This window comes from Sellimonas sp., assembly GCF_047234585.1.
Classification (GTDB): domain Bacteria; phylum Bacillota; class Clostridia; order Lachnospirales; family Lachnospiraceae; genus Sellimonas; species Sellimonas caecigallum.
The window spans coordinates 53,808-77,111 of the sequence record NZ_JBKSWG010000009.1 but is presented as its reverse complement, the minus strand read 5'-3'; the positions used below and the strand labels follow the sequence as shown (position 1 = coordinate 77,111).

Here is a 23,304-nt window from a genome sequence, read left to right as displayed (position 1 = left end):
ACTTATATCAAATATTGCTCCGTCACTCCGATGTGGACCATCCAGTTTCCACCAAAGAACTGATAGACATGATGGAAACCTATCACCAGATCAAGCTGCATCGGACAACCATCCCTAAATACATAGAACTGCTGAACGCCGGTGGCCTTGAAGTGATGGAGATTCGTTCCCGTGAAAAGAAATATTATCTGAATGACCGTCTGTTTGAACTGCCGGAAGTGAAATTGCTGATTGATGCGGTGCAGTCTTCAAAGTTTATCTCCGTAGGCAAAAGCCAGGTGCTGATTTCTAAACTGATGGCGCTTACCAGTGAAGCCAATGCGGCAAAACTCAAGCGCAATCTATATGTGACTGGACGTGTTAAATCGGACAACGAAAAAAGCTACTACATTGTCGAAGCAATCAATGATGCGATTAACGAAGGTAAACGGATTTCATTCTACTATACGGATTACAATACTCAAAAAGAGAGGGTGCTGAAAAACGATGGGTTACCGTATGTTATCAGTCCTTATGCGCTGATATGGGATGGTGACTTCTACTATGTTCTTGGCCTGAACCATAGCCGGAATCAAATCAATACCTTCCGGGTAGATCGGATCAGCAGACAGCCGGAAATTCTTGATGAGGCAGCGACATCGGCACCAGACAGCCTGAATCTGGCAAATTATTCGCGTGAGGTCTTTCGGATGTACGATATGGAGGAACCGGTTGAAGTATCGCTGCTTTGCGAAAACAGTCTGATGAAACATCTGATAGATCACTTTGGTCTGGATGTAGAGACGGAAACTGTAGATGACAATCATTTCAGAGCAAGAGTATTGGTTTGTACCAGCCCAACTTTTTACCGCTGGGTCTTTGGTTGGTGCGGCAGGATGAAGATAGAAAGCCCTGCTTTCGTACTGGACGAATATCAGCGGATGGCGAGGGCTGCGCTGGAATGAGTCTGTTTCAGATTTAACGGAGACGGTAACTGTATGAACCGACAACGAATGAACAATTCAAATAAGAAATATAAGGAACTAAAGCAGAAGCAAAAAGCCCGTATCTCCGATTTGATGTATCGGGAAACCGACCGGTTTCTGCAGGAAAAGAAGCAACCACCGGATGATAATGAAGTTGTTCAAATTGCTGAGCGGGTATACTGTCGCATTCAGGGGCTTGGATTCTGGATTCCTTATGGCGAAGTGCTGAATGAATACCAGAAAAAATGTCCACATATTCTCCAGCGATTACAAGAATCCGGTTTGCCACAGCACTTGCTTCCCAAAACGAAAAACGCCTCATCCGCTGACTCAATGAGCACATCAAAGGTGAAACAGCGCAAAGCAAAAGGACACAGACGGAAAAAGCCGAAAGAAGTTCCTCTTCCCGAACAGGATGATACCTTTTTCTTTATTGTCGGTTATACTTCCGGCGGCGCTCCCTATGGTGTGACCTGGGAGGAAATGGGATTAGAACCATGGGAAGAAATCGAATGAACCACCCCGCTGCAAGCAACGGGGTATCCGCTCCTAGTTTCTCTTTTAGAACGCTGCAAGCAGCGGGGTATTAGACCCGTGAGCGAATAAACAATGATATTTCGCACGAGATGTCGCTAAACGGCGACATCTCGTTTTTTCTGGCAAAATATCCCTTGCAAGAAGAACAGGTGTTCGCTATAATATAAATATCTGAAACGAGCCGTTTCATTTAGAATGTGAGGAATGACCATGAGAAGCAAGAACCCGGAAGTGATGAATGCAATCTGTACCTTTGTTGACCAGTATTACCGTGAACACCACGCCTCTCCGTCTGTAAATGAGATTGCACAAGGCGTTGGCGTGTCAAAGGCGACTTCCTATCGCTACCTTGTCGCCATGAATGAGCGCGGTATGCTTTCCTATGATGGCAAAACCATTGTGACAAAGCAGGTCGGCAAATGTACCTCCGGATATTTTTCCGCACCGGTGGTTGGCAGTATCCGCTGTGGAGACCCGGAGCGTGAGGAGGAAAGCGTAGAGGAATATGTAAGCCTTCCCAAATCCATTTTTGGAGAGGGTAAATTCTATATTCTCCGCGCTAAAGGCGACTCCATGGTAGATGCGGGCATCGAGGATGAAGATCTGATCGTTATCAGAATACAAGATACAGCGGCGGTCGGCGATATTGTCGTCGCGCTGGATGAGGACAATGAGAACACTCTGAAAACCTTTGGCGGAATTGATGAGGAAAACGGAGATGTGATTCTTCGATATGCGAATCAAACAAAGTATCCAGACAAAGAAATTCGAGTGAAGCAGCTCATTGTACAGGGCGTGGCAAAACACGTCATCAAGGCCCTGTAACACTGGCCTTTACGATAAATCAGGAAAGGATGTGTTCTGACAATGGAAACCTACGATGTGCGCTGCCCAATTTGCGGGGAGCTGAACCATAATCTCTATCTGGAGGAAACGGATGGCTGGATGGAGTGCGAGCATTGCCATCAGGCAGTACAGATACTGGCATACGCTAAAACGAAGCCAATCCCTGTTTATACCGGCAGGGAGCTGGCAAAGAAATTTTTGACTTCAATAAAGTGACAAGGCCATGGAGGGAGGATGGACTTATGCAGGAAAAGGAAATTTGGCGACCATTCTCATGGCATTGTCCGAATTGCGGCGAAATCTCCGTTGGGTATAAAAATTCCAGCGGTACGATCAAGGTGGAGTGCTCAAAATGCCATGCAGTAATGGTCAGAAAAGTAATGGGGCGTCGGCATGACCGAATTGACATCTACGCCCCCAAAGGTGAAGTCAATGAGACTGGGAGGCTCGCCGGTCTCTGACAAAAATGAATACACAGGTATAACGACGGACAGGTTGAGATGAAACAGGCTGCGTAAATCCTGCTCCAGGTCACATACCTTAACAGTCCAGAGGTTTAACCAGACATTACATGAGAGGCCGCTGGCAGAATTGGATTCCAATTTTGGAGTCCGGCTCTGTCGGCGGCCTTCTTTTGTTTTCCGGCAGGGCTTTCAAAAAATATCGAAAGCCTGATATGCATTAAGGGCTGAGGATACAAATATTGCACTAATCCTGTTTTAGGAAGGTGCGGTATCGGTACCCTTCTCTTTTTGCGCTCATTTTCAGGCTGTGAGATGGGAAACCGCTGCGGAGTTTGTATCCTTTGCCGCTTTTCGCACAGGCGGAAAGGAAAAATTATGTATTACGATCCTATGGAATGTGGAATGAGAATCTCAAAACTGCGCTTGGAATGTGGCAAGACCCAGCAACAGATGGCCGACAAGCTGAACATTAGTCTGGATCATTACAGGGCACTGGAAAACGGAAGACGCGGTGGTTCACTCGACCTGCTAATTGAACTTGCTATTACGTTTGATATATCTCTGGACTATCTGATCTTAGGGCGGGTGAAATATTCAGACATTGAGCGTATCCAGCGAGAACTGGAAAACATAATGGATCAGATTGGACAGCTGAAGGCTTCTCTTTAATCTACCGTGACAAACTCGACCAGTACCGTGACAACGAGTCACTCTGGAAACAATTTGGATTCGGCTACAATTTAATCACAGCCAGGGAACACCGGCTGGGAACCTTGAAAACCGAATACTCATTCATCAGGTACATTACCGTATGTCAGAGCCGGACAGGCAGTACGCCATGACCTTCCACCCGGAGGCGAGCGAACCATACTTGCTACAAAATACCGGATTGCAACCGGCAGGGCCAGGACGGCATACAGGGATAATGATACTTCTGTAATTCGCAGCCCGGCCATAAGGAAGGCGGGGAGGTTAGATGCCTATGGAGCAGCCCAGCAAGCTGCCGCCTGATGATTTCCCGCTTCTCAGGGGTGTCGAGGACAAATGTGAGAAAATAACCGCTTAAGAAATTTTCGGGAGCCATGACCGGGAAGGTTATTCCCGTGTTCTGGCTCCTTTAACATACCCACAAGAAAGGAGTACACACAATGGATCGAGATTTTAAACAATATCATCGCGGAGAGATATACTTTGCAAACTTAAATCCTGCCTATGGCTGTGAGCACGGCGGTATCCGCCCTGTGCTGATCCTGCAGAATGACGTAGGAAACTTCTATTCACCAACATTGATCGTCACACCTGCTACAAAGCAGGCCGACAAAAAGCCATATCTGCCGACACACGTTGTTCTGAGCAAGATTCCCGGAATGAAGTATGACGGAGACTCCTTGTTCATGTTGGAACAGTTACGGGTGATCGATAAGCACCGCATACGCAGCTATGCTGGGCGGTTGACCAAAGCTCAGATGGAAGTGATTGATAAAGCGGTATGTGCCAGCCTGGGGCTTTCCCAGGACAGCGTATGACGCGCCTGACCCGGCAAGGAAATGACAGGAATTCCCTGATCTGTCTTTGCCCCACCTGCCGGGAAAACTTCGAGATCACAGGGAGTTATCGTATCCGGCGAGCAAATTACCGGCAGACAGTAAAGGAAATCTGCACCTACTGCCAGATTCGCATGGGCTATGACTACTATGTAACGCCGGTATCGGAACGGGGGTGATGAGATGGATGAACTACTGCGGATTGACCCAGAGTTCGAGTCTAAAATTCCACCTCTGACTGAGGAAGAATATCAGCTGCTGGAAGAAAATATTCTCCAGGACGGCGTTGTGCTGAATCCGTTGATTGTCTGGAACGGCTGCATCGTAGATGGTCATAATCGCTTTCGTATTATTCAAGCACATCCGGAAATCAAATACACAGTCTTTGAAAAGGAGTTTCCTGACCGCTATGCCGCCATTGCTTGGATTTGCTGTAACCAGCTTGGTCGTCGAAATTTGACACCACAGCAGAAGAAATATTTGATTGGGCAGCGGTATGAAGCGGAAAAACAAACAGCGAGTTTTCATGGAAATCAACACACTTTAGCTAATGAAAGTGGTGGTGGACAAAATGTCCACCACCAGAAAGTCGAAAAAACCGCAGAAAGAATTGCCCGCGAAAACAATACAAACGAGCGATATGTCCGCCGAGCTGAACGATATGCTATGGGGGTGGATGCTGCTGATGAGATAGAACCTGGAATTAAGAAAGAGTTACTTTCTGGTTCCATTAAGCCTACGGATACTGCCGTTGCAGCTATTGCCAAAGCTGACCCGGATGCTCGCCCTGCATTGGTTGAACAGCTGCGTCAGCCAAAGCAGCTGCCAGATAAAACATCAGCCCCAGTTCAAGAGCAAATACCGACAGAAATTGAACCTTCATCAATCACTGATGATGAAGTTCAGCCAGAGTCAGAGCGGGAAGAAGCAGAGCATCCTACCCGCCCCATGACAGAAATCCAAAAAATCCTTGCGATTTCATCCGGCATGGAAACTACGGAAGAACTGGCAGATGAAAGCACCATGTTCTATGAACTGGAGGATGCGGTATCCACCATGATACGCCGATGTCTCCGCTGCTTTGAAAGCTATCCGGGACTTTTAAATAAGAAATCGTACCGCCGCAAGGTACTGAAAATATTCAAAGAAGCCATTCAATTCATTCACAAAATCGAACAGGAGGAACCAACATGAAGAACCTGATTAACTGCCCCTTTGACGAGATGATGATCTACAGCAAGAACCTGGAAGTCCCTCGTAACGCTTACCAGAGGGAACTGAATCCCAACCGTGTCCGCAAGATCGCGGCAGAATTTGACGAGCATATCGCCAATGACCCGAAGGTCAGCTTCCGTGACGGTCACTACTATGTTTTTGACGGTCAGCACACTATTGCCGCCAGAAAGCTCCGCAACGGCGGTCAGGACTTGCCTATCCGCTGCAAAGTGTTCTATGGTCTCTCCGAACTGGATGAGGCTATTTTGTTTGCCCAGCAGACTGGTACTTCCGCTCAGCTTACCGCCGGTGCGAAACTGCGTGCGCTGATTTACGGCAATGACCCGGATGCGGTGGCGTTCCTGAAAGCCACGGAGGATGTAGGCTTACGGCTGGACTACAACCAGGACAGAGGCAAGTGCCGGATCGGCTGCGTTGGCACTGCCTACTCCATCTACAAAAAGGTGGGAGAAAAAATTTATAAGGAAGGAATGCAGCATATTGTAAATGCCTGGGACGGCGCTCCGGATTCTCTTCGCTTTGAGATTCTGCTTGGCGTGGTATTCTTCGTGGATCTTTATCACGATGAATATAGTCCTAAGCGCCTGGTTGAACAGCTGCGTCGGTACGATCCGCTTACCATTTACCGGGAAGGCCGTTCCCTTGGTGTGAATATGGCTGGGTACAAAAAATATATGTATCAGGTTTATCGAATGTACAACGGAAACAGCCGTCGCTATATGTTGCCTCTTAAATTTTAGTTTCTATAATGCTAGTAGCTTGATGTCGGCGGAGAGGAGGTAGCGGGTCTATGGAATATTATGACGGGAAAGTTCCCATTCATTTGAAGATGACATTAACAGCGAAGGAGGCAGCTGAGTACAGCAATATTGGAATAAACAAGATTGATAGTATGTTGCGTGCACCAGGCTGTCCGTTCGTTTTATTTGTAGGTACAAAAAAATTAGTAAAACGTAAAGAATTTGAAGAGTACATCAGTCAGAAACTTGTAATCTGATGAGCTATACTCTTGAGGGTTTAGGGCCACTGTGATATAATCTGAGTGTTGCAGTGGAACCTTTCCCGCCTGTGGGAAAGGAGTTTCACATGGGAAAAAATCTCAAAGGCAAAGAATGTGGCAAAGGAATCTGCCAAAGAAAGGACGGGTTGTATTGCGCGAGATTTGTAGATAAATCGGGAAAAAGACACGAAAAGTATTTTCGTACTATTCCAGAAGCGAGAAATTGGATTGAAGAAGCAAAATATGCGGATAAGCATGAAGAGGTGTTTGTGCCATCTGATACAATAGTCGATGAATGGTTCGATTTTTGGATTGAAAATATTGTAGGGGATTTGGCACCTAACACGCTCAGAAATTATCGTGAACGATATGTTAATAATATCCAGCCGGTAATTGGGAGAATGCTTTTATCCAATGTACGGCCTATGCACTGTAAGAAAGTGTTAATTCAAATGGATGCGGATTATGCTGGTTCTACGATTCGACAGACATACATTACTATGGGCACAATGTTCAAAGCTGCATTGATGAATGGCATGATTTCCAAACATCCGATGGATGGTGTCCGATATACGAAACCAGTCAGGGCAAAAGATGATATTCGTTTTCTTACACGAGAAGATCAAAAGAAGTTTCTCGAAGTGGCTAAACGATCTCATAATTATAACCAGTATGCGTTGATTCTTGAAACGGGATTGCGGACTGGTGAGATGATTGGCTTGACTTGGGATGCGATTAATTTTAATAAGAAGACACTCACCGTAAATAAGACACTGGAATACAGACATGGACAGCATTTTTGGCGTGCTGGGCCTCCTAAAACGCAGAACAGCTATCGTACAATACCTTTGACGGATAAAGCTTATGAAATCCTGAAGACGATATATGATAGCCGTACTGATAGAAAGGAGTCTCCATTACTCTCGCAAACACTGGAGTATATTGACAGGCGTACAGGTACTACTGCTCGTCTGGTTATGCACGATCTTGTCTTTATTAACTGGAGAACGGGGGAGCCTGCAAAAAACAGCTCTTACGATACCCATCTGTATAAGCTCTGTGATGAAGCCGGGATCGATCGTTTCTGTATGCACGCATTGCGTCATACTTATGCAACAAGGGCTATTGAGAGTGGTATGCAGCCAAAGGTTTTGCAAAGCCTTCTTGGTCATGCAAGTATTAAAACCACAATGGATAGATATGTCCATGTAACAGATGAATCCCTTGATCTAGCTGTAAGGCAATTTGAAAGGAATCGGGTATCCTGATATAAAACCCTATATAGTTAAATGAGAAAATGGTGTAAAAATGGTGTAGTGCCACCGAAAGGGAACCCGAAAAACCTTGTAAATACAACAAAAACAAAGGAGATGTAAAGATATATGAAACTAGGAATTGTTGGATTACCAAATGTTGGAAAGAGTACGCTTTTTAATTCCCTTACAAAAGCAGGTGCGGAGTCGGCAAACTATCCGTTCTGTACGATCGATCCAAATGTGGGCGTCGTGACGGTGCCGGATGAAAGGCTGAATGTGCTTGCAGATATGTATCAGACAAGAAAAGTTGTGCCTGCAGTGATCGAGTTTGTGGATATTGCGGGACTTGTAAAGGGAGCGTCCAAAGGAGAAGGACTTGGAAATCAGTTTCTTGCAAATATCCGGGAAGTGGATGCCATTGTTCATGTCGTACGGTGTTTTGAAAACAGCAATATCGTCCATGTAGACGGAAGCATCGATCCGCTTAGAGACATTGAGACGATCAATCTGGAACTGATCTTTTCTGATATTGAGGTGCTGGAGCGCAGAATCAGCAAGGCAGTCCGCGCGGCTCGAAATGATAAGACTGTGGCAAAAGAACTTGACCTCATGGAACGGATCAAAGCACATCTGGAAGAAGGAAAGATGGCGGGAAGTTTCGACGATATCCGGGATGAGGAAGAGCAGGAGTGGATCGTAAGCTACAATCTGCTGACATATAAACCTGTTATTTTTGCGGCCAATGTATCAGAAGACGACCTGGCAGATGACGGAGCGTCTAATGAAGGCGTAAAAAAGGTTCGGGAATACGCAAAAGAGGCCGGGTATGAAGTCTTTGTTGTCTGTGCGGAAATCGAGCAGGAAATCGCGGAGCTGGAAGATGACGAAAAACAGATGTTCCTGGAAGACCTCGGATTAAAAGAATCCGGTCTCGAGAAACTTATCAAGGCAAGTTACAGCCTGCTTGGGCTGATCAGCTACCTGACGGCAGGGGAACCGGAAGTAAGGGCGTGGACAATACGCAAAGGGACGAAAGCTCCGCAGGCAGCCGGAAAGATCCATTCGGATTTCGAACGTGGTTTTATCCGGGCTGAGGTCGTGGCATATGACGATCTCATTGCATGCGGGACAATGACAGCTGCAAAAGAAAAGGGGCTTGTCAGATCCGAGGGTAAGGAGTATGTAGTAAAAGACGGAGATGTGATTCTTTTCCGTTTCAACGTATAAAGAACAGGGGTTAGAAAGTATATGCAGAATGCGGTATTTTTTCCAAATCTCGGGATCTGGTTCGGGGATGTGCCGGTTTCCGTATCCGTATTTGGAATTTCTGTCTCATATTATGGAATCCTGATGGGGATCGCTCTTGCGGCGGGAATTGCAGTTACGTGCGTGAGGGCAGTGAAGACGAGACAAAAGGCAGAAGATTATCTGGAAATCGCCATTGCAGTCACAGCCTTCGGCGTGATTGGGGCAAGATTGTTTTACGCGGCTTTTGCCTTAGAGTATCTAAAAGATGACCCGGCCAGTTTTTTTCGCTTTTCCGAGGGAGGATTTGCCCTTTACGGCGCTTTGCTGGGAGGAGCGGGCGCTGTTTTTCTTATGTCCAGAATCAAAGGTCTCTATCCGCTTGTTGTGCTGGACACAGCTGCGCCGGGACTTGCCGTTGGGATTGCCATCGGCAGATGGGGAGACTTTTTTGCCAGAGGATCGTTTGGCGAGTACACAGACGGAATCTTTGCCATGCAGATTCCTGTCTCAGCTGTACGTGCGGCTGATGTGACGGAGATGATGCGCAATCATGTTGTGCAGATTGAGGAGACAAATTTTGTGCAGGTTCATCCGACTTTTCTGTACGAATCAGTCTGGTGTTTACTTCTTGCAGTCTGTATCTTCCTGGCATCGAAGAAGAGACAGCAGGATGGGGAGCTGTTTTTGATTTTTCTTTTGGGGTATGGCCTCGGAAGATTCTGGATTGAAGGGTTCCGGACAGATTCCCTTTTGATACCGGGTGTTGAAAGCCCTGTTTCCCAGGTTATATCTGTTTTTCTTGTCTTGTTTTCTGCCATGTATTTTATATACAAGCGTGCAGGACAGAATGGACACATCAAGCCGCGGGGAGGCGGGATGTTTGGCAGGTCGAAAAAACGATTTTTTGGCAAATAGATATCATCTCCGTGTGGTGTATGAAAAAAGGAACAAAATATCAAGGCCCCACACTGGACTTTTGAAAATATTCGGGATATAATAACTATATCTATGAATTTAGAAACATTTAAAGAACCTAAGGAGGAATAAAGAAATGGGAAGATCAATGAAAACCATGGATGGTAACCATGCTGCAGCTCATGCTTCATATGCATACACAGATGTAGCTGCTATCTATCCGATCACCCCATCATCCGTTATGGCTGAAGCTACAGATGAATGGGCTACCCAGGGAAGAAAAAATATTTTTGGACAGGAAGTACAGGTTACAGAGATGCAGTCCGAAGCAGGTGCTGCAGGTACTGTACATGGTTCCCTCGCAGCAGGTGCTCTTACAACAACATACACGGCATCTCAGGGACTTCTTCTTATGATCCCGAACTTATATAAAATCGCAGGGGAACAGCTTCCGGGAGTATTTAACGTTTCCGCACGTGCTCTTGCAAGCCATGCCCTTTCTATCTTCGGAGACCACTCAGACGTATATGCATGTCGCCAGACAGGATGTGCAATGCTTTGTGAATCCAGTGTTCAGGAAGTTATGGACTTGACACCGGTAGCACACTGTGCAGCTATCAAAGGACGTCTTCCGTTCATCAATTTCTTTGATGGATTCCGTACATCACATGAAATCCAGAAGATCGAGACATGGGATTACGAAGATCTCAAAGATCTCGTTGATATGGATGCTATCGACGCTTTCCGTAAACATGCGTTAAATCCGAATCATCCATGTGAAAGAGGATCCGCTCAGAACCCGGACGTATTCTTCCAGGCAAGAGAAGCATGCAACCCGTTCTATGATGCAATGCCGGCTATCGTTCAGGAATACATGGACAAGGTCAATGCAAAGATCGGAACAAACTATAAACTCTTCAACTACCACGGAGCAGAAGACGCAGAACACGTTATCATCGCTATGGGATCCGTTTGCGAGACAATCGATGAGACAGTAGATTATCTCCTTGCAAAAGGACAGAAAGTCGGAGTTGTAAAGGTACGTCTTTACAGACCATTCTGTGCTGAAGCACTTGTAAATGCGATTCCGGATTCTGTAAAAGTAATCTCTGTACTTGACAGAACAAAAGAACCGGGAGCACAGGGAGAACCTCTGTACCTGGATGTTGTCGCAGCATTGAAAGGAACAAAATTTGACGGCGTGAAGATCCTCACAGGACGTTACGGATTAGGTTCCAAAGATACGACACCGGCTCAGATCGTTGCCGTATATGAAAATACAGAAAAAGAAAAATTCACGATCGGTATTGTGGATGATGTTACAAATCTTTCACTTGAAGTGGGGGCTCCGCTTGTGACAACTCCGGAAGGAACGATCAACTGTAAATTCTGGGGACTTGGAGCAGACGGTACAGTCGGAGCTAACAAGAACTCCATCAAGATCATCGGAGACAATACAGATATGTATGCTCAGGCATATTTTGATTACGACTCCAAGAAATCCGGCGGTGTAACAATGTCACACCTTCGTTTCGGAAAGAAGCCGATCAAATCAACATATCTGATCAAAAAGGCAAACTTTGTTGCATGCCACAACCCGTCCTACATCAATAAATACAACATGGTTCAGGAACTGGTTGACGGAGGTACATTCCTTCTGAACTGCCCTTGGGATATGGAAGGACTGGAAAAACATCTTCCGGGACAGGTAAAAGCATTCATCGCAAACCATGACATCAAGTTCTATGTGATCGACGGTATCAAGATCGGTAAAGAGATCGGACTCGGCGGACGTATCAATACGATCCTGCAGTCTGCATTCTTCAAACTGGCAGCTATCATTCCGGAAGAAGAAGCGATCGATCTGATGAAGAAAGCAGCAAAAGCGACATATGGAAGAAAAGGCGATAAGATCGTTCAGATGAACTACGACGCTATCGATGCAGGTGCAAAACAGGTTGTACAGGTTGAAGTTCCGGAAAGCTGGAAGAACGCAGAAGACGAAGGATTATTCACACCGGAAGTCAAAGGCGGAAGAAAAGAAGTCGTAGATTTCGTTAAAAATATTCAGGCAAAAGTAAATGCACAGGAAGGAAACTCACTCCCTGTATCTGCATTTACAGAATACGTAGACGGAACAACACCGTCCGGAACAGCTGCATATGAAAAACGTGGTATTGCAGTAGATATCCCGCTGTGGCAGCCGGAAAACTGTATCCAGTGTAACCGCTGTGCATACGTATGTCCGCACGCAGTTATCCGTCCGGTAGCTCTCACAGAAGAAGAAGCTGCAAATGTACCGGAAGGAATGCAGACAATTCCGATGATTGGTATGCCGGATATGAAATTCTCTATCACAGTATCCGCTTACGACTGTACAGGATGTGGTTCCTGCGCAAATGTATGTCCAGGAAAGAAAGGCGCAAAAGCACTTGTTATGGGCAACATGGAAGAAAATGCCGGAGAACAGAACTTCTTCGATTTCGGAAGAGAAATCCCGGTAAAACCGGAAGTTGTTGCAAAATTCAAAGAAAATACAGTAAAGGGAAGTCAGTTCAAACAGCCGCTTCTTGAATTCTCAGGAGCATGTGCAGGATGTGGCGAGACACCGTACGCAAAACTTATCACACAGTTATTTGGCGACAGAATGTATATTGCCAATGCGACAGGATGTTCTTCTATCTGGGGTAACTCCTCACCGTCCACTCCATACACAGTGAACGCAGAAGGCAAAGGACCTGCATGGTCTAACTCCCTCTTTGAAGATAACGCAGAGTTCGGATATGGTATGATGCTTGCAAACAAAGCACTCAGAAATGGATTAAAGACAAAAGTAGAATCCGTTGCAGCATCCGAAGAAGCATCTGAAGAAGTAAAAGCAGCATGTCAGGAATGGCTTGATACATTCTCATGCGGAGCTACAAACGGAACAGCTACAGATAAACTTGTTGCTGCTCTTTCTGGATGCGAATGCGAAGTATGCAAAGACATCGTAAACAACAAAGATTTCCTGGCTAAGAAATCCCAGTGGATCTTCGGTGGAGACGGATGGGCATACGATATCGGATTCGGCGGACTTGACCACGTACTGGCAAGCGGACAGGATATCAATATCATGGTATTCGACACAGAAGTTTACTCCAACACAGGCGGACAGTCTTCCAAAGCTACAAAGACAGGTGCGGTAGCACAGTTTGCAGCAGGCGGAAAAGAAACGAAGAAGAAAGATCTGGCTGGTATTGCAATGAGCTACGGATATGTATACGTTGCACAGATTGCAATGGGTGCAGACTTCAACCAGACAGTTAAAGCGATTTCCGAAGCTGAAGCTTATCCGGGACCGTCACTGATCATCGCATACGCTCCGTGTATCAACCACGGTATCAAGAAAGGTATGAGCAAAGCACAGACAGAAGAACAGCTTGCAGTAGAATGCGGATACTGGAACAACTTCCGCTTCAACCCGGCTGCAGAAAATAAATTCACTCTGGACAGCAAAGCTCCTACAGGAGATTATCAGGAATTCCTGAACGGCGAAGTACGTTACAATTCTCTTGTAAGACAGAACCCGGAAAAAGCAAAAGCATTATTCGAAAAGAACGAACAGGAAGCAAAAGAGAGATACGAATATCTCAGCAAACTTGTTGCACTGTACGGAAAGACAGAATAAGAATAAATGTAAAAATGATGAGGCATGGGACTTGTTCCCATGCCTCTTTCCCTTTCCAGTTTCGAAATCTTTTGAGGTATTTTTCAAAAGCAGGAAATGATAAGGCATAAATATTGTGCTATAATTTAGAAAAACAAGAGTACTCGTTAGAAAACACAGGAGAAAAAGATGAATGCAGAAGAGATCGTAAAAAAAGATATGGAGGCACTTTACCTGGGGAATCTCAACACCGTTGAATTTGATCTGGATCTTCCGGACAAAGGGAAATATGGATCTGATATCAAGTGGCGTTCTGAACATGAAGTGTATCTGGGATCAGACGGAAAAATCAGGAGACCTTCTTATGGCATGGGGAACCGGACCTATTCCCTGTGGGGAACATTTTCCTTTGGAGCGGTATCTGCCACAAAAGAATATAAAGTATGCATCCTGGAGGATCATCCCCGTATCCGGGTAAAAGGAATAGAGCCCGTCAATTTGGAAGCGGAAGTGGGTAAAGAATTCTTTTTGCCGCCTTCTTTGATTGTGTACACCGAAGAAGGAGAAACACTCATGCACCCGGTAGTATGGGAAGACGGAAGCAAGAGAAAATATGGACAACAAGGGAGACGGACAGAGACGGGCATTCTGGACGATCTGTCTTTCCAGGTTGAGGCACAGATAAATGTGAAGGAAAAACTGGAAAAAGAAAAGAAGGACACAAAGCCGAAAATGAGATACTTCGATCATGGGGAGGCTGTTTTGGAAGGAGACAACCGTCTGACTCAGGCACAGGATGAGATGAGCCGCTTTCTTCTTTCCAGGGACGATGATCAGATGCTCTATAACTTTCGGGAAGCGGCTGGCCTGGATACGAAAGAGGCAGAGCCAATGACAGGATGGGACGCTCCGGAGTGCAGCCTGAGAGGACATACTACCGGACATTATCTTTCTGCCCTGGCACTTTGCTATAAAGCGACGGGAGATCAAAAGATAAAGCAGAAAGCAGAATATATGATCCGGGAGCTGGAAAAATGCCAGGAAGCCATGGGAAAAATGCCAGGAATTCACGAAGGATTTCTGAGCGGATATCCGGAAGAACAGTTTGATAAACTGGAAGCTTATGTGCCGTACCCGGATATATGGGCTCCATATTACACGCTTCACAAAATCCTGGCGGGGCTTTTGGACTGCTTTGAGTTCATCGGCAGTGAAACAGCACTTGGCATTGCGAAAAAGATGGGAAAGTGGGTGTACGATCGTCTGTCCCGGCTTTCACAGGAGCAGAGGCTTAAGATGTGGAGTATCTATATTGCCGGGGAATACGGTGGAATGAACGATGTTTTGGCGAGACTTTACGCAATCACAGGAGAAACATATTATCTGGATGCCGCCCGTTTTTTTGACGATGAAAAACTATTTTTTCCAATGGAGCAGAAAATCGACGCCCTTGATAAGATGCACGCAAACCAGCACATTCCGCAGATCGTTGGGGCGATGGAAATATTTAAAGTGACAGGAGAAAAAAGATACTATGACTTATCGGAGTTTTTCTGGAATACGGTAACAAAGAGGAGGACATACGCCATCGGCGGTACAGGGGAGGGAGAAATGTTTCATTGCCCGGACTGTATCGGAAATCTGCTTTCCCATCACACAGCCGAGTCCTGTGCATCCTACAATATGCTGAAACTTACAAAAGAGCTTTATCAGTATGAAGGAAGCAAAGAGATGATGGACTACTATGAACGGACACTCTTCAACCACATCCTTGCGTCCAGAGAACATGGCGTAAGCGGGGAATCGGTATACTTTACTCCTCTGGCTCCGGGAGGGAAAAAAGTATTTGAACGGGAGAATTCCTGCTGTCATGGAACGGGTATGGAGAGCCATTTTAAATATGCGGATATGATCTATGCGGCGGAGAAGGATAATCTGATCGTGAATCTGTTTGTGGAATCCTCACTGAGGTGGGAGGAAAAAGATGTTTTTGTAAGGCAAAAGACAGACATGGATGTTCCAGGGAAAATACAGATTGAAATCGAAGCTGGAGCCGATTTTGAGATGAAAATCAGAGATCCGTACTGGAACAGTGGAAAGGCAGATATCTGGATGGATGAAGCTAAATGGGCACAGTTGTGCGAAAAAGACGGATATTTCTGTCTGGATATTCCGCAGGGTGTCCATGAGATACAAATACAGTTTTTCTGCTCTATAGAGACAGAAAGCCCGCAGGATCGGGGAAATCTTGGTGTTTTCCGATACGGTCCGTATATTTTGGCGGCTGTTCAAAAGGAAAACGAGTATCTGAAATTCCGGAAGGGGGAAAGACCTGTCCGGGAGAAAGGGAGCAGATTTCGACTTCGCGGAATAGAATTTCGTCCTTTGTTTGATATAGAGGAAGAGAACTATCACGTTTACTGGAAAAAAGAAGATTGACAGGAAAGGTTTTGGATAAATTTGGAATATTTATTCAAAACCTTTTTTTGAGCTTTGAAAAACGAAATAGAAAAGAATAAAATAGATAAATTTATGAATAAATATTTAAAAAGTGACAACTTTCAACATAAAATAACTTTTCAATTACGTGAAAAAGTAGACAAAAAATGTACAAAAGTCTAGTGCAAAATAGACAAATGTATTTTGTGTAAAAATAATAAAACAGAAAAAATAAGAAAAAATAAAAAATAAATATAGAATATTTGAAAAAAACAAAATAAAATAGACAATAATGAGGGAAAATTGAGAAAATTAAACGAAATTAATTGTCACGATATTGACAGGAGAGATAGAAAGGTGGTAATATAAATATACATTTTAGATAGGGGGGGGGGTAAAACGTGAATACACTGCAGAAAATCAGAAATTACATGGAGGAGCACGAACTGGACTCCTTTTTTGTAGCAAAACCGGCAAATGTGCGCTATATCAGTTCCTATACAGGAGAGGACTCTTATCTGTACATAACCAAATCAAAACAGTACTTTATTACGGATCCAAGATATACGGAGCAGGCGTCTTATGAATGCCCGTCTTATGAGATCGTGAATTGGCGAACACCAGGAAATACCATCGGGAAGACGGTCGGTCATCTGGGCGAATGCGAGAATATAAAAACCATCGCCTTTGAAGAAGACTATCTGACTTTCGCGTTTTATGAGTCGATTCGGAACAGTGTAAAGGCAGAAATGATTCCTACATCGAATGTGACGGAAGAATTTCGCTCTGTAAAGACAAAAGAAGAGGAAGGATATTTAAGGGCGGCGTGTGAGATTGCATCGCGGGCGTTCGAAAAGATTGTCAAAGATATCCGTGTTGGAGTTACTGAAAAAGAGCTGGCATCCAGGCTGTCCCACTATATGGTTATGGAAGGAGCAGATACAAAGCCGTACGGAGGGATACTGATTTCAGGGGCAAGGACATCTCTTCTTCACGGAATTCCGTCAAGCAAATCCATAGAATACGGAGATTTGGTTCTGATGGATTATGGCTGCCAGTATAATGGGTATCTGTCTGATATGACCCGGACGGTAGTAGTCGGAAAAGCATCCGAAGAACAGAAAAAAGTGTATGATCTTTGCAGGCAGATGACAGAAGATGTGGAAGCAGTCATCAAACCGGGAGTGACAGGCATAGAGTGTTATGAGGCATCCTTAAAAGCTATTAAGGATACGCCTTATCTGAAATATAATTACGGAGGCATCGGACATGGCATCGGACTTTTCGTCCATGAACTTCCGTTTATCGGAAGCAATTCCACCGCAGTTCTCCAGAAGGGGAACATTATGACGGTAGAACCAGGAATTTATATTCCGGGCTGGGGAGGGATCCGGATCGAAGATCAGGGACTTATCACAGAACAGGGGTATGAAAACCTGATAAGTGCTACACACGATTTGATAGAAATCTAAATCAAAAGGAGGCTTATTATGAAAAAGAAAATTTTGGCAGCATTGCTGGCAGCAGCAATGACAGTGACAATGCTTGCTGGATGCGGCGTTCCAGGAGGCGGAAAAGAAGAAGGCGAATCTTCAGAAAGCAATGAGAAAGTATTCCGTTATTCTACAAGAACGGAACCTACCAGTCTGGATCCGACGAAGAGCAACAGTATCCCAGACAATGAGATTCAGCATGCAATTACGGAAAGTCTTGTGCGGAACACCGGAGGAGAAGTATATCCGGGTGTAGCAGAGACCTGGGAAGTTTCCGAAGACGGTCTTACCTATACTTTCCATTTGAATCCGGATGCCAAATGGAGTGACGGACAGCAGATCAAAGCGCAGGATTTCGTGTACAGCTGGCAGAGACTGATGAACCCGAAAACAGCAGCTCCATACGCATTCATCGGAGAATACATAAAGAACGGTTATCAGGTTGAAAAAGGACAGATGGATCCATCTGAACTTGGGGTTGTCGCTCAGGACGATACGACGCTTGTCGTGACGCTGGAGCATCCGACAGCATACTTTTTGAGTATGATCGGAGCTCAGGCACAGTTTGCACCGCTTCGCCAGGATATCGTAGAAAAATACGGAAAAGATTTTGCGGCAGACGCAGAGAAAAATATTTATTCAGGTCCGTACAAACTGACCAGTTCCAAAAATCAAAAATGGGTATTTGAGCCAAATGAAGAGTACTGGGATGCAGATTCCATTAAACTTGACCGAGTAGAACTTAGCTATGTACAGACTCAGGATACAGCGCTTGCGATGTATGAGGACGGCGAACTTGATTATGTAGAACTTCCATCCGCAGCTGTCCCAACTTATGAAGGAAAAGACAACGTTTTCCGGAATGGAAATGTGGATTATTTTTACTTTAACTGCAGCAATCAGTATCTTTCCAACAAGAATTTAAGGCTTGCCCTTAACTATGCGCTGAACAGAAATGATTACAATGATCTTGTAAACAATGGTATTAGTGCACCAAGCGCTTCACTTGCTTTCAGCGGCCTGAAAGGTGTGGAAAAGACGTATGGAGAGGAATCCACGCTTCAGTCTTATCCGCTTGACGGAGACGAGGCAAAGGCAAAAGAATATCTGAATACAGCCTTGTCTGAACTTGGACTTTCCAATCCTTCCGACATTTCCCTTTCCATCACGACGACAGATGCGGAGACATCCAAAAAACAGGCGGAAGTATGTCAGGAAATGTGGACCAAGACGCTGGGAATCAATGTGACGATCCAGCAGGTAACATACAATGAAGTGCTTAGCAGACAGCAGAGCGGCGATTATGAGATCGCTTGGGGAGGCTGGGGATCAGACTACGATGATCCATACAGTTATCTGGAACTTTTCAAATCAGGCAGTTCTTATAACTACAGCAGATATAAAAATGATCAGGTAGATCAGCTTTTGGAAGCTTCTCAGCAGGAAGTAGACGCGAAAGCCCGTATGGATATGCTTCATCAGGCAGAACAGATTATTATTGACGACGGTGCATTCCTTCCGCAGGCAGAACGTGTAATCCATTATCTGCTGGATGATGACATGAAGGACGTAACATTCTTCTATTGCAGTGTCAACATCGATTGGGTTCACGCAGATGTAGAAAAATAATCATTCATGAAATAGAATGAAAGAATCGAAGACCGCTGCCCGGCAGCAGACTGGGCGGCGGATTCTTTCGCTTACGGTAGGAGGATGAGAAATGCTCAAGTATATTATAAAGCGTGTAATAGCAGCGGTTCTGACGATCTGGGTACTGATCACAATTGTGTTCTTTCTTGTGCGTCTGATGCCAGGTACGCCTTTTACGAGCGCAAAGCTGACGCCGGAAGTTGCGGCGAATATGGAAGCGTACTATGGGTTTGACAAACCGCTTATTGTACAGTATCTGGTGTATATGGGCAATTTGCTTCAGGGGAATTTCGGATATTCCATGAAATTTACAAACAGAACGGTCAACGATATCATCGGAGAAACATTCCCGTTTTCTGCGGATCTTGGGATCCGTGCTTTGGTACTTGCAGTATCCATTGGCCTTGTCCTGGGAATTATCTCTGCGAGAAACAGAGGAAAGAAACTGGATTTCTTCTGTGTCATCATCGCGGTGCTTGGAACAAGTATCCCGGACTTTATCATGGGTGCGGTACTCCAGTATCTTTTTGGTATCAGATGGGGACTTCTTCCGGTTGCAAAATACGAAGGGATCGAATACACGATTCTTCCGGCCTGCGCGCTGGCATTCTATACGCTGGCATCCGTCTCGCGTATCATGCGTGCAAGCATGCTGGAAGTTACGCAGCAGGATTATATTAAGACAGCCCGTTCAAAAGGGGTGTCAGATTTACGGGTAACGTACAAACATCAAATACGGAACGCCATCATGCCGGTTATGACGGTGCTTGGGCCGACAGTAGCGTCCGTACTTACAGGTACATTCGTATTGGAATCGATTTTTGCCATTCCAGGAATGGGAAAATATTACGTGGAAAGTGTTTCAAACAACGATTACTCCATGGTGCTTGGGATGACGATATTCTACGGTATTTTCCTTGTAACATGTAACTTGATTGTGGATATTTTATACGGTGTAGCCGATCCGCGTGTACGTATTGGAAAAAGGTAGGTAAGAGATATGGCAGAATTGAAAAAAGAATCATTTGTTATACGGGGAAAAGATGCTGTCCGGATGGAGAGCATCAGCAGGCCGTCTCTTTCCTTCTGGTCGGATGCGTGGAGACGACTGAGAAAAAATAAAAGTGCGTTTATCGGTCTTTGTATCGTTGTTCTGTACGCGCTCCTTGCAATCTTTGCACCTATGTTCAGCCAGTATACACAGTCGCAGATGGATGTAGATGCAAGACATGCAATGTTTTCGGCGGAACACTGGCTGGGATGCGATTCGACCGGGCGTGATATGTGGGTTCGTATCTGGATGGGGGCAAGAGTATCCTTGTCCATCGGTCTGATTTCCGCTGTACTGAATATGTGTGTGGGAGCCGTAGTCGGAGGCCTGTGCGGATTTTACGGCGGCAAACTTGACATGATCGTCATGCGTCTTGTGGATGTCCTTTATGGAATACCGAGTCTTATCATCACAATTCTTGTCATGATGGTTCTCGGAAAGGGAATTACCCCTCTTATTGTGGCAATGTGCGTTGTGGGATGGATTGGAACATGCCGTTTCGTACGAGGCGAGGTGTACCGCTTGAAGGAACAGGATTTTGTGTTGGCGGCAAAGGTTTTGGGTATTCCAGATATAAAAATTATTTTGAGACACATTATTCCGAATATTCTGGGACTGCTTGTGACGAATCTGTGTATGGCTATTCCGGGAGCGATTTTCCAGGAAGCCTTTTTAAGCTATATCGGGCTTGGTATCGTTCCGCCGGACTGCAGCTGGGGCGTTATCTGTAAAGAGGGAATTCAGTTCCTGAGATATTATCCGCATGAAATACTGGTTCCAGCCTTCTTTGTCTGCACGACGATGCTGGCGCTGAATCTTTTAGGGAACGGTCTTAGAGATGCGGTTGACCCGAAACTGCGAGGAACGGAATAGGAGGACTGAAAAATGTCAGAAAACGATAAAATACTGGAATTAAAAAATGTCGTGTACTCTTTCCGAACATACGGCGGGGAGGTAAAGGCTGTCCGAGACGTCAGCTTTGAAGTACGAAAAGGAGAAATTCTCGGTATCGTAGGAGAGTCCGGATGCGGAAAAAGCGTGACGGCACAGTGTATCATGCGTTTGAATCCGGAGCCGCCTGGATTTTTTGAGGGCGGAGAAATTTTCTTTAATGGAAAAGATATTTTGAAAATGAATAAAAAAGAGCTGCGCAACATCCGCGGACGGGATATTGGATTTGTATTTCAGGATCCGATGACATCCTTAAATCCCACTATGAGAATCGGAAAACAGATTGAAGAAGTTTTTCTCGGACGGACGGATATCTCAAAAAGTGAAGTGAAAGAAAAAGCGTTGGAAATTATGAAACTGGTAGGTATCTCAGATGTGGAAAAACGATACCGTCAGTATCCGCATGAACTTTCCGGCGGTATGAAGCAGCGTGTTATGATCGCCATTGCTCTTGTAAGCCGTCCAAGTCTGGTTATTTGCGATGAACCGACGACGTCTCTTGACGTGACGATTGAAGCACAGATACTGGATCTTTTGTTGGAACTGAGGGAAAAGCTTGGCACGTCGATTATCATGATTACCCACGATCTTGGTGTGATCGCCCGGATGTGTGACAGAGTCATTGTCATGTATGGCGGCAAAGTAGTGGAGAAAGGTACGGCCAGCGAAATATTCTATAATACGGCACATCCGTATACAAAAGGGTTAATGCAGTCCATTGCAAAACTGGACACGCAAAAGGGAGAAAAACTGAAACCAATCGAAGGGACACCTCCGGATCTGTTCTTCCCTCCGAAGGGATGCCCATTTGCGGCGCGGTGTGAGTACGCGATGGATGTGTGCAAAGACAATCCGCCTCTGGAATATCAGGTGTGCAAGGAACATGTGACAAGCTGCTGGCTGCAGCATGAGTATGCTCCGGATACGGATATCAAAAAGCAGGGCGCAGTAGCCATAGAGAAAGGAGAGGTAAAATAATGGATAAGAAAGAAAAGAAGCCTCTCGTTCAGGTTAAACATTTATGCAAATATTTTAAAGTGGGAAGACACGCCGATTTGAAAGCTGTCGATGACGTTTCCTTTGATATATACAAAGGCGAAACAGTCGGATTGGTAGGAGAGTCCGGATGCGGCAAATCAACGACTGGCCGATGTATGATCCGTCTCTATGAACCGACAAGCGGAGAGGTCATATACGACGGGAAAGATATTACGAAATTGTCAAAAGCAGAGAAGAAAGAATTCTGCCAGAAAGTGCAGATGATTTTTCAGAATCCATACGCATCGCTCAATTCCCGTATGACAGTGAAAGAGATTGTTGGGGAAGGGCTGAGACAACACGGTATGTCTGCAAAAGAAGCAGATGCCAGGGTTCAGGAACTGTTAGAGACAGTCGGACTGAATAAAGACCATATGTCCAGGTTCCCTCATGAGTTTTCGGGAGGACAGAGACAGCGCATCGGAATTGCAAGAGCGCTTTCCGTCAATCCGGATTTTATCATCTGTGATGAGCCGATTTCCGCCCTGGATGTGTCCATTCAGGCTCAGGTTATCAATATGTTAAAAGATCTTCAGGAATCAAGGGGACTGACGTATCTGTTTGTTGCCCATGATCTGAGTGTTGTAAAATATATTTCAGACCGTGTGATTGTTATGTATCTTGGAACGATAGTAGAGGAAGCGGAGACAGAAGAACTCTATGGAAATCCAAAACATCCATACACAAAGGCTCTTCTTTCAGCTATCCCGGAAGCGGATCCGGATAAGGCAAAAAGTAATCGTCGAATCCCGATCAAAGGCGAGATACCAAGTCCGATCAATCCTCCGGAATGCTGCAGGTTTGCAGAACGGTGCGAGTATGCGACAGAGAGATGTTTTAAAGAGGTTCCAAAACTCCGGGAAGTTGCGCCAGGCCATAAAGTGGCCTGTCATCTGATGGACAAACAATAAAACAAGAAAGCAGATCCGATGATATCGGAGATGAAAAAAGAATAACAGAGTCAAAAGACACCTGCAGAAAACCTGCAGGTGTCTTTTGTGATTTCGGACGGAAATCATGAG

General features: G+C 45.3%; 21 protein-coding genes. All 21 read left to right on the top strand.

Going from position 1 to position 23,304, the window contains the following annotated elements; translation table 11 throughout:
- The first annotated feature begins 68 nt into the window (after nt 1-68).
- Entirely contained in the window at nt 69-944 is an 876-nt protein-coding gene (locus ACLROL_RS05305; RefSeq protein ID WP_243097585.1) for a WYL domain-containing protein, read from the top strand.
- A 33-nt stretch (nt 945-977) separates the two neighbouring features.
- Nucleotides 978-1,481, top strand: coding sequence for a hypothetical protein (locus ACLROL_RS05300; protein WP_413067444.1), 504 nt, complete (start codon nt 978-980; stop codon nt 1,479-1,481).
- Nucleotides 1,482-1,712: 231 nt separating this feature from the next.
- Nucleotides 1,713-2,327, top strand: a complete 615-nt coding sequence (locus tag ACLROL_RS05295; RefSeq protein WP_044930281.1) for a LexA family protein — start codon at nt 1,713-1,715, stop codon at nt 2,325-2,327.
- A gap of 42 nt (nt 2,328-2,369) precedes the next feature.
- Nucleotides 2,370-2,564: a translation initiation factor 2 gene (locus ACLROL_RS05290; protein WP_413067443.1), complete on the top strand. Its 195-nt coding sequence runs from the start codon at nt 2,370-2,372 to the stop codon at nt 2,562-2,564.
- 623 nt (nt 2,565-3,187) lie between these two features.
- Nucleotides 3,188-3,481, top strand: coding sequence for a helix-turn-helix domain-containing protein (locus tag ACLROL_RS05285; protein WP_413067442.1), 294 nt, complete (start codon nt 3,188-3,190; stop codon nt 3,479-3,481).
- A gap of 479 nt (nt 3,482-3,960) precedes the next feature.
- Nucleotides 3,961-4,338: a type II toxin-antitoxin system PemK/MazF family toxin gene (locus ACLROL_RS05280; RefSeq protein WP_008394676.1), complete on the top strand. Its 378-nt coding sequence runs from the start codon at nt 3,961-3,963 to the stop codon at nt 4,336-4,338.
- On the top strand, nt 4,335-4,535 hold the full coding sequence (locus ACLROL_RS05275) for a hypothetical protein (RefSeq protein ID WP_008394675.1): 201 nt from the start codon (nt 4,335-4,337) through the stop codon (nt 4,533-4,535). Before ACLROL_RS05280 ends, ACLROL_RS05275 begins: the two co-directional genes overlap by 4 nt.
- A gap of 4 nt (nt 4,536-4,539) precedes the next feature.
- Nucleotides 4,540-5,550, top strand: a complete 1,011-nt coding sequence (locus ACLROL_RS05270) for a hypothetical protein (RefSeq protein ID WP_413067441.1) — start codon at nt 4,540-4,542, stop codon at nt 5,548-5,550.
- Complete coding sequence (locus ACLROL_RS05265; protein WP_413067440.1) at nt 5,547-6,332, top strand: DUF6551 family protein; 786 nt, start codon at nt 5,547-5,549, stop codon at nt 6,330-6,332. The genes ACLROL_RS05270 and ACLROL_RS05265 overlap by 4 nt, the downstream gene beginning before the upstream one ends.
- A 50-nt stretch (nt 6,333-6,382) precedes the next feature.
- Nucleotides 6,383-6,589, top strand: a complete 207-nt coding sequence (locus ACLROL_RS05260; protein WP_191493648.1) for an excisionase — start codon at nt 6,383-6,385, stop codon at nt 6,587-6,589.
- An 89-nt stretch (nt 6,590-6,678) separates the two neighbouring features.
- Nucleotides 6,679-7,860 (top strand): tyrosine-type recombinase/integrase, encoded by a 1,182-nt coding sequence (locus tag ACLROL_RS05255; protein ID WP_413067439.1) that lies wholly within the window; start codon nt 6,679-6,681, stop codon nt 7,858-7,860.
- Between the two features lie 114 nt (nt 7,861-7,974).
- On the top strand, nt 7,975-9,075 hold the full coding sequence (gene ychF, locus ACLROL_RS05250; protein ID WP_087201950.1) for a redox-regulated ATPase YchF: 1,101 nt from the start codon (nt 7,975-7,977) through the stop codon (nt 9,073-9,075).
- A 21-nt stretch (nt 9,076-9,096) separates the two neighbouring features.
- Nucleotides 9,097-10,011: a prolipoprotein diacylglyceryl transferase gene (lgt, locus tag ACLROL_RS05245; RefSeq protein WP_221919263.1), complete on the top strand. Its 915-nt coding sequence runs from the start codon at nt 9,097-9,099 to the stop codon at nt 10,009-10,011.
- 136 nt (nt 10,012-10,147) lie between these two features.
- On the top strand, nt 10,148-13,681 hold the full coding sequence (gene nifJ / locus ACLROL_RS05240; RefSeq protein ID WP_087201878.1) for a pyruvate:ferredoxin (flavodoxin) oxidoreductase: 3,534 nt from the start codon (nt 10,148-10,150) through the stop codon (nt 13,679-13,681).
- A 168-nt stretch (nt 13,682-13,849) separates the two neighbouring features.
- Entirely contained in the window at nt 13,850-16,099 is a 2,250-nt protein-coding gene (locus ACLROL_RS05235) for a beta-L-arabinofuranosidase domain-containing protein (protein ID WP_087201875.1), read from the top strand.
- Nucleotides 16,100-16,500: 401 nt separating this feature from the next.
- The gene (locus ACLROL_RS05230; RefSeq protein ID WP_087201873.1) at nt 16,501-17,571 is read left to right on the top strand and encodes a M24 family metallopeptidase; all 1,071 of its coding nucleotides are present in this window, start codon (nt 16,501-16,503) and stop codon (nt 17,569-17,571) included.
- An 18-nt stretch (nt 17,572-17,589) separates the two neighbouring features.
- A complete protein-coding gene (locus ACLROL_RS05225; RefSeq protein WP_087201871.1) occupies nt 17,590-19,221 on the top strand; it encodes a peptide ABC transporter substrate-binding protein in 1,632 nt (543 codons plus the stop codon).
- A gap of 91 nt (nt 19,222-19,312) precedes the next feature.
- Nucleotides 19,313-20,233, top strand: a complete 921-nt coding sequence (locus ACLROL_RS05220; protein WP_087201869.1) for an ABC transporter permease — start codon at nt 19,313-19,315, stop codon at nt 20,231-20,233.
- Nucleotides 20,234-20,242: 9 nt separating this feature from the next.
- The gene (locus ACLROL_RS05215) at nt 20,243-21,166 is read left to right on the top strand and encodes an ABC transporter permease (protein ID WP_087201867.1); all 924 of its coding nucleotides are present in this window, start codon (nt 20,243-20,245) and stop codon (nt 21,164-21,166) included.
- Nucleotides 21,167-21,178: 12 nt separating this feature from the next.
- Entirely contained in the window at nt 21,179-22,222 is a 1,044-nt protein-coding gene (locus tag ACLROL_RS05210) for an ABC transporter ATP-binding protein (RefSeq protein WP_087201865.1), read from the top strand.
- On the top strand, nt 22,222-23,193 hold the full coding sequence (locus tag ACLROL_RS05205; protein WP_087211580.1) for an ABC transporter ATP-binding protein: 972 nt from the start codon (nt 22,222-22,224) through the stop codon (nt 23,191-23,193). Before ACLROL_RS05210 ends, ACLROL_RS05205 begins: the two co-directional genes overlap by 1 nt.
- Nucleotides 23,194-23,304: the final 111 nt, after the last annotated feature.

Coding starts and splice junctions, on each gene's coding strand:
- ACLROL_RS05205 (WP_087211580.1), top strand. CDS start 22,222: ATGGATAAGAAAGAAAAGAAGCCTCTCGTTCAGGTTAAACATTTATGC.
- ACLROL_RS05215 (WP_087201867.1), top strand. CDS start 20,243: ATGGCAGAATTGAAAAAAGAATCATTTGTTATACGGGGAAAAGATGCT.
- ACLROL_RS05290 (WP_413067443.1), top strand. CDS start 2,370: ATGGAAACCTACGATGTGCGCTGCCCAATTTGCGGGGAGCTGAACCAT.
- ACLROL_RS05235 (WP_087201875.1), top strand. CDS start 13,850: ATGAATGCAGAAGAGATCGTAAAAAAAGATATGGAGGCACTTTACCTG.
- ACLROL_RS05285 (WP_413067442.1), top strand. CDS start 3,188: ATGTATTACGATCCTATGGAATGTGGAATGAGAATCTCAAAACTGCGC.
- ychF (WP_087201950.1), top strand. CDS start 7,975: ATGAAACTAGGAATTGTTGGATTACCAAATGTTGGAAAGAGTACGCTT.
- ACLROL_RS05260 (WP_191493648.1), top strand. CDS start 6,383: ATGGAATATTATGACGGGAAAGTTCCCATTCATTTGAAGATGACATTA.
- ACLROL_RS05265 (WP_413067440.1), top strand. CDS start 5,547: ATGAAGAACCTGATTAACTGCCCCTTTGACGAGATGATGATCTACAGC.
- ACLROL_RS05305 (WP_243097585.1), top strand. CDS start 69: ATGATGGAAACCTATCACCAGATCAAGCTGCATCGGACAACCATCCCT.
- ACLROL_RS05275 (WP_008394675.1), top strand. CDS start 4,335: ATGACGCGCCTGACCCGGCAAGGAAATGACAGGAATTCCCTGATCTGT.
- ACLROL_RS05270 (WP_413067441.1), top strand. CDS start 4,540: ATGGATGAACTACTGCGGATTGACCCAGAGTTCGAGTCTAAAATTCCA.
- ACLROL_RS05220 (WP_087201869.1), top strand. CDS start 19,313: ATGCTCAAGTATATTATAAAGCGTGTAATAGCAGCGGTTCTGACGATC.
- nifJ (WP_087201878.1), top strand. CDS start 10,148: ATGGGAAGATCAATGAAAACCATGGATGGTAACCATGCTGCAGCTCAT.
- ACLROL_RS05280 (WP_008394676.1), top strand. CDS start 3,961: ATGGATCGAGATTTTAAACAATATCATCGCGGAGAGATATACTTTGCA.
- ACLROL_RS05210 (WP_087201865.1), top strand. CDS start 21,179: ATGTCAGAAAACGATAAAATACTGGAATTAAAAAATGTCGTGTACTCT.
- ACLROL_RS05295 (WP_044930281.1), top strand. CDS start 1,713: ATGAGAAGCAAGAACCCGGAAGTGATGAATGCAATCTGTACCTTTGTT.
- ACLROL_RS05255 (WP_413067439.1), top strand. CDS start 6,679: ATGGGAAAAAATCTCAAAGGCAAAGAATGTGGCAAAGGAATCTGCCAA.
- ACLROL_RS05300 (WP_413067444.1), top strand. CDS start 978: ATGAACCGACAACGAATGAACAATTCAAATAAGAAATATAAGGAACTA.
- ACLROL_RS05225 (WP_087201871.1), top strand. CDS start 17,590: ATGAAAAAGAAAATTTTGGCAGCATTGCTGGCAGCAGCAATGACAGTG.
- lgt (WP_221919263.1), top strand. CDS start 9,097: ATGCAGAATGCGGTATTTTTTCCAAATCTCGGGATCTGGTTCGGGGAT.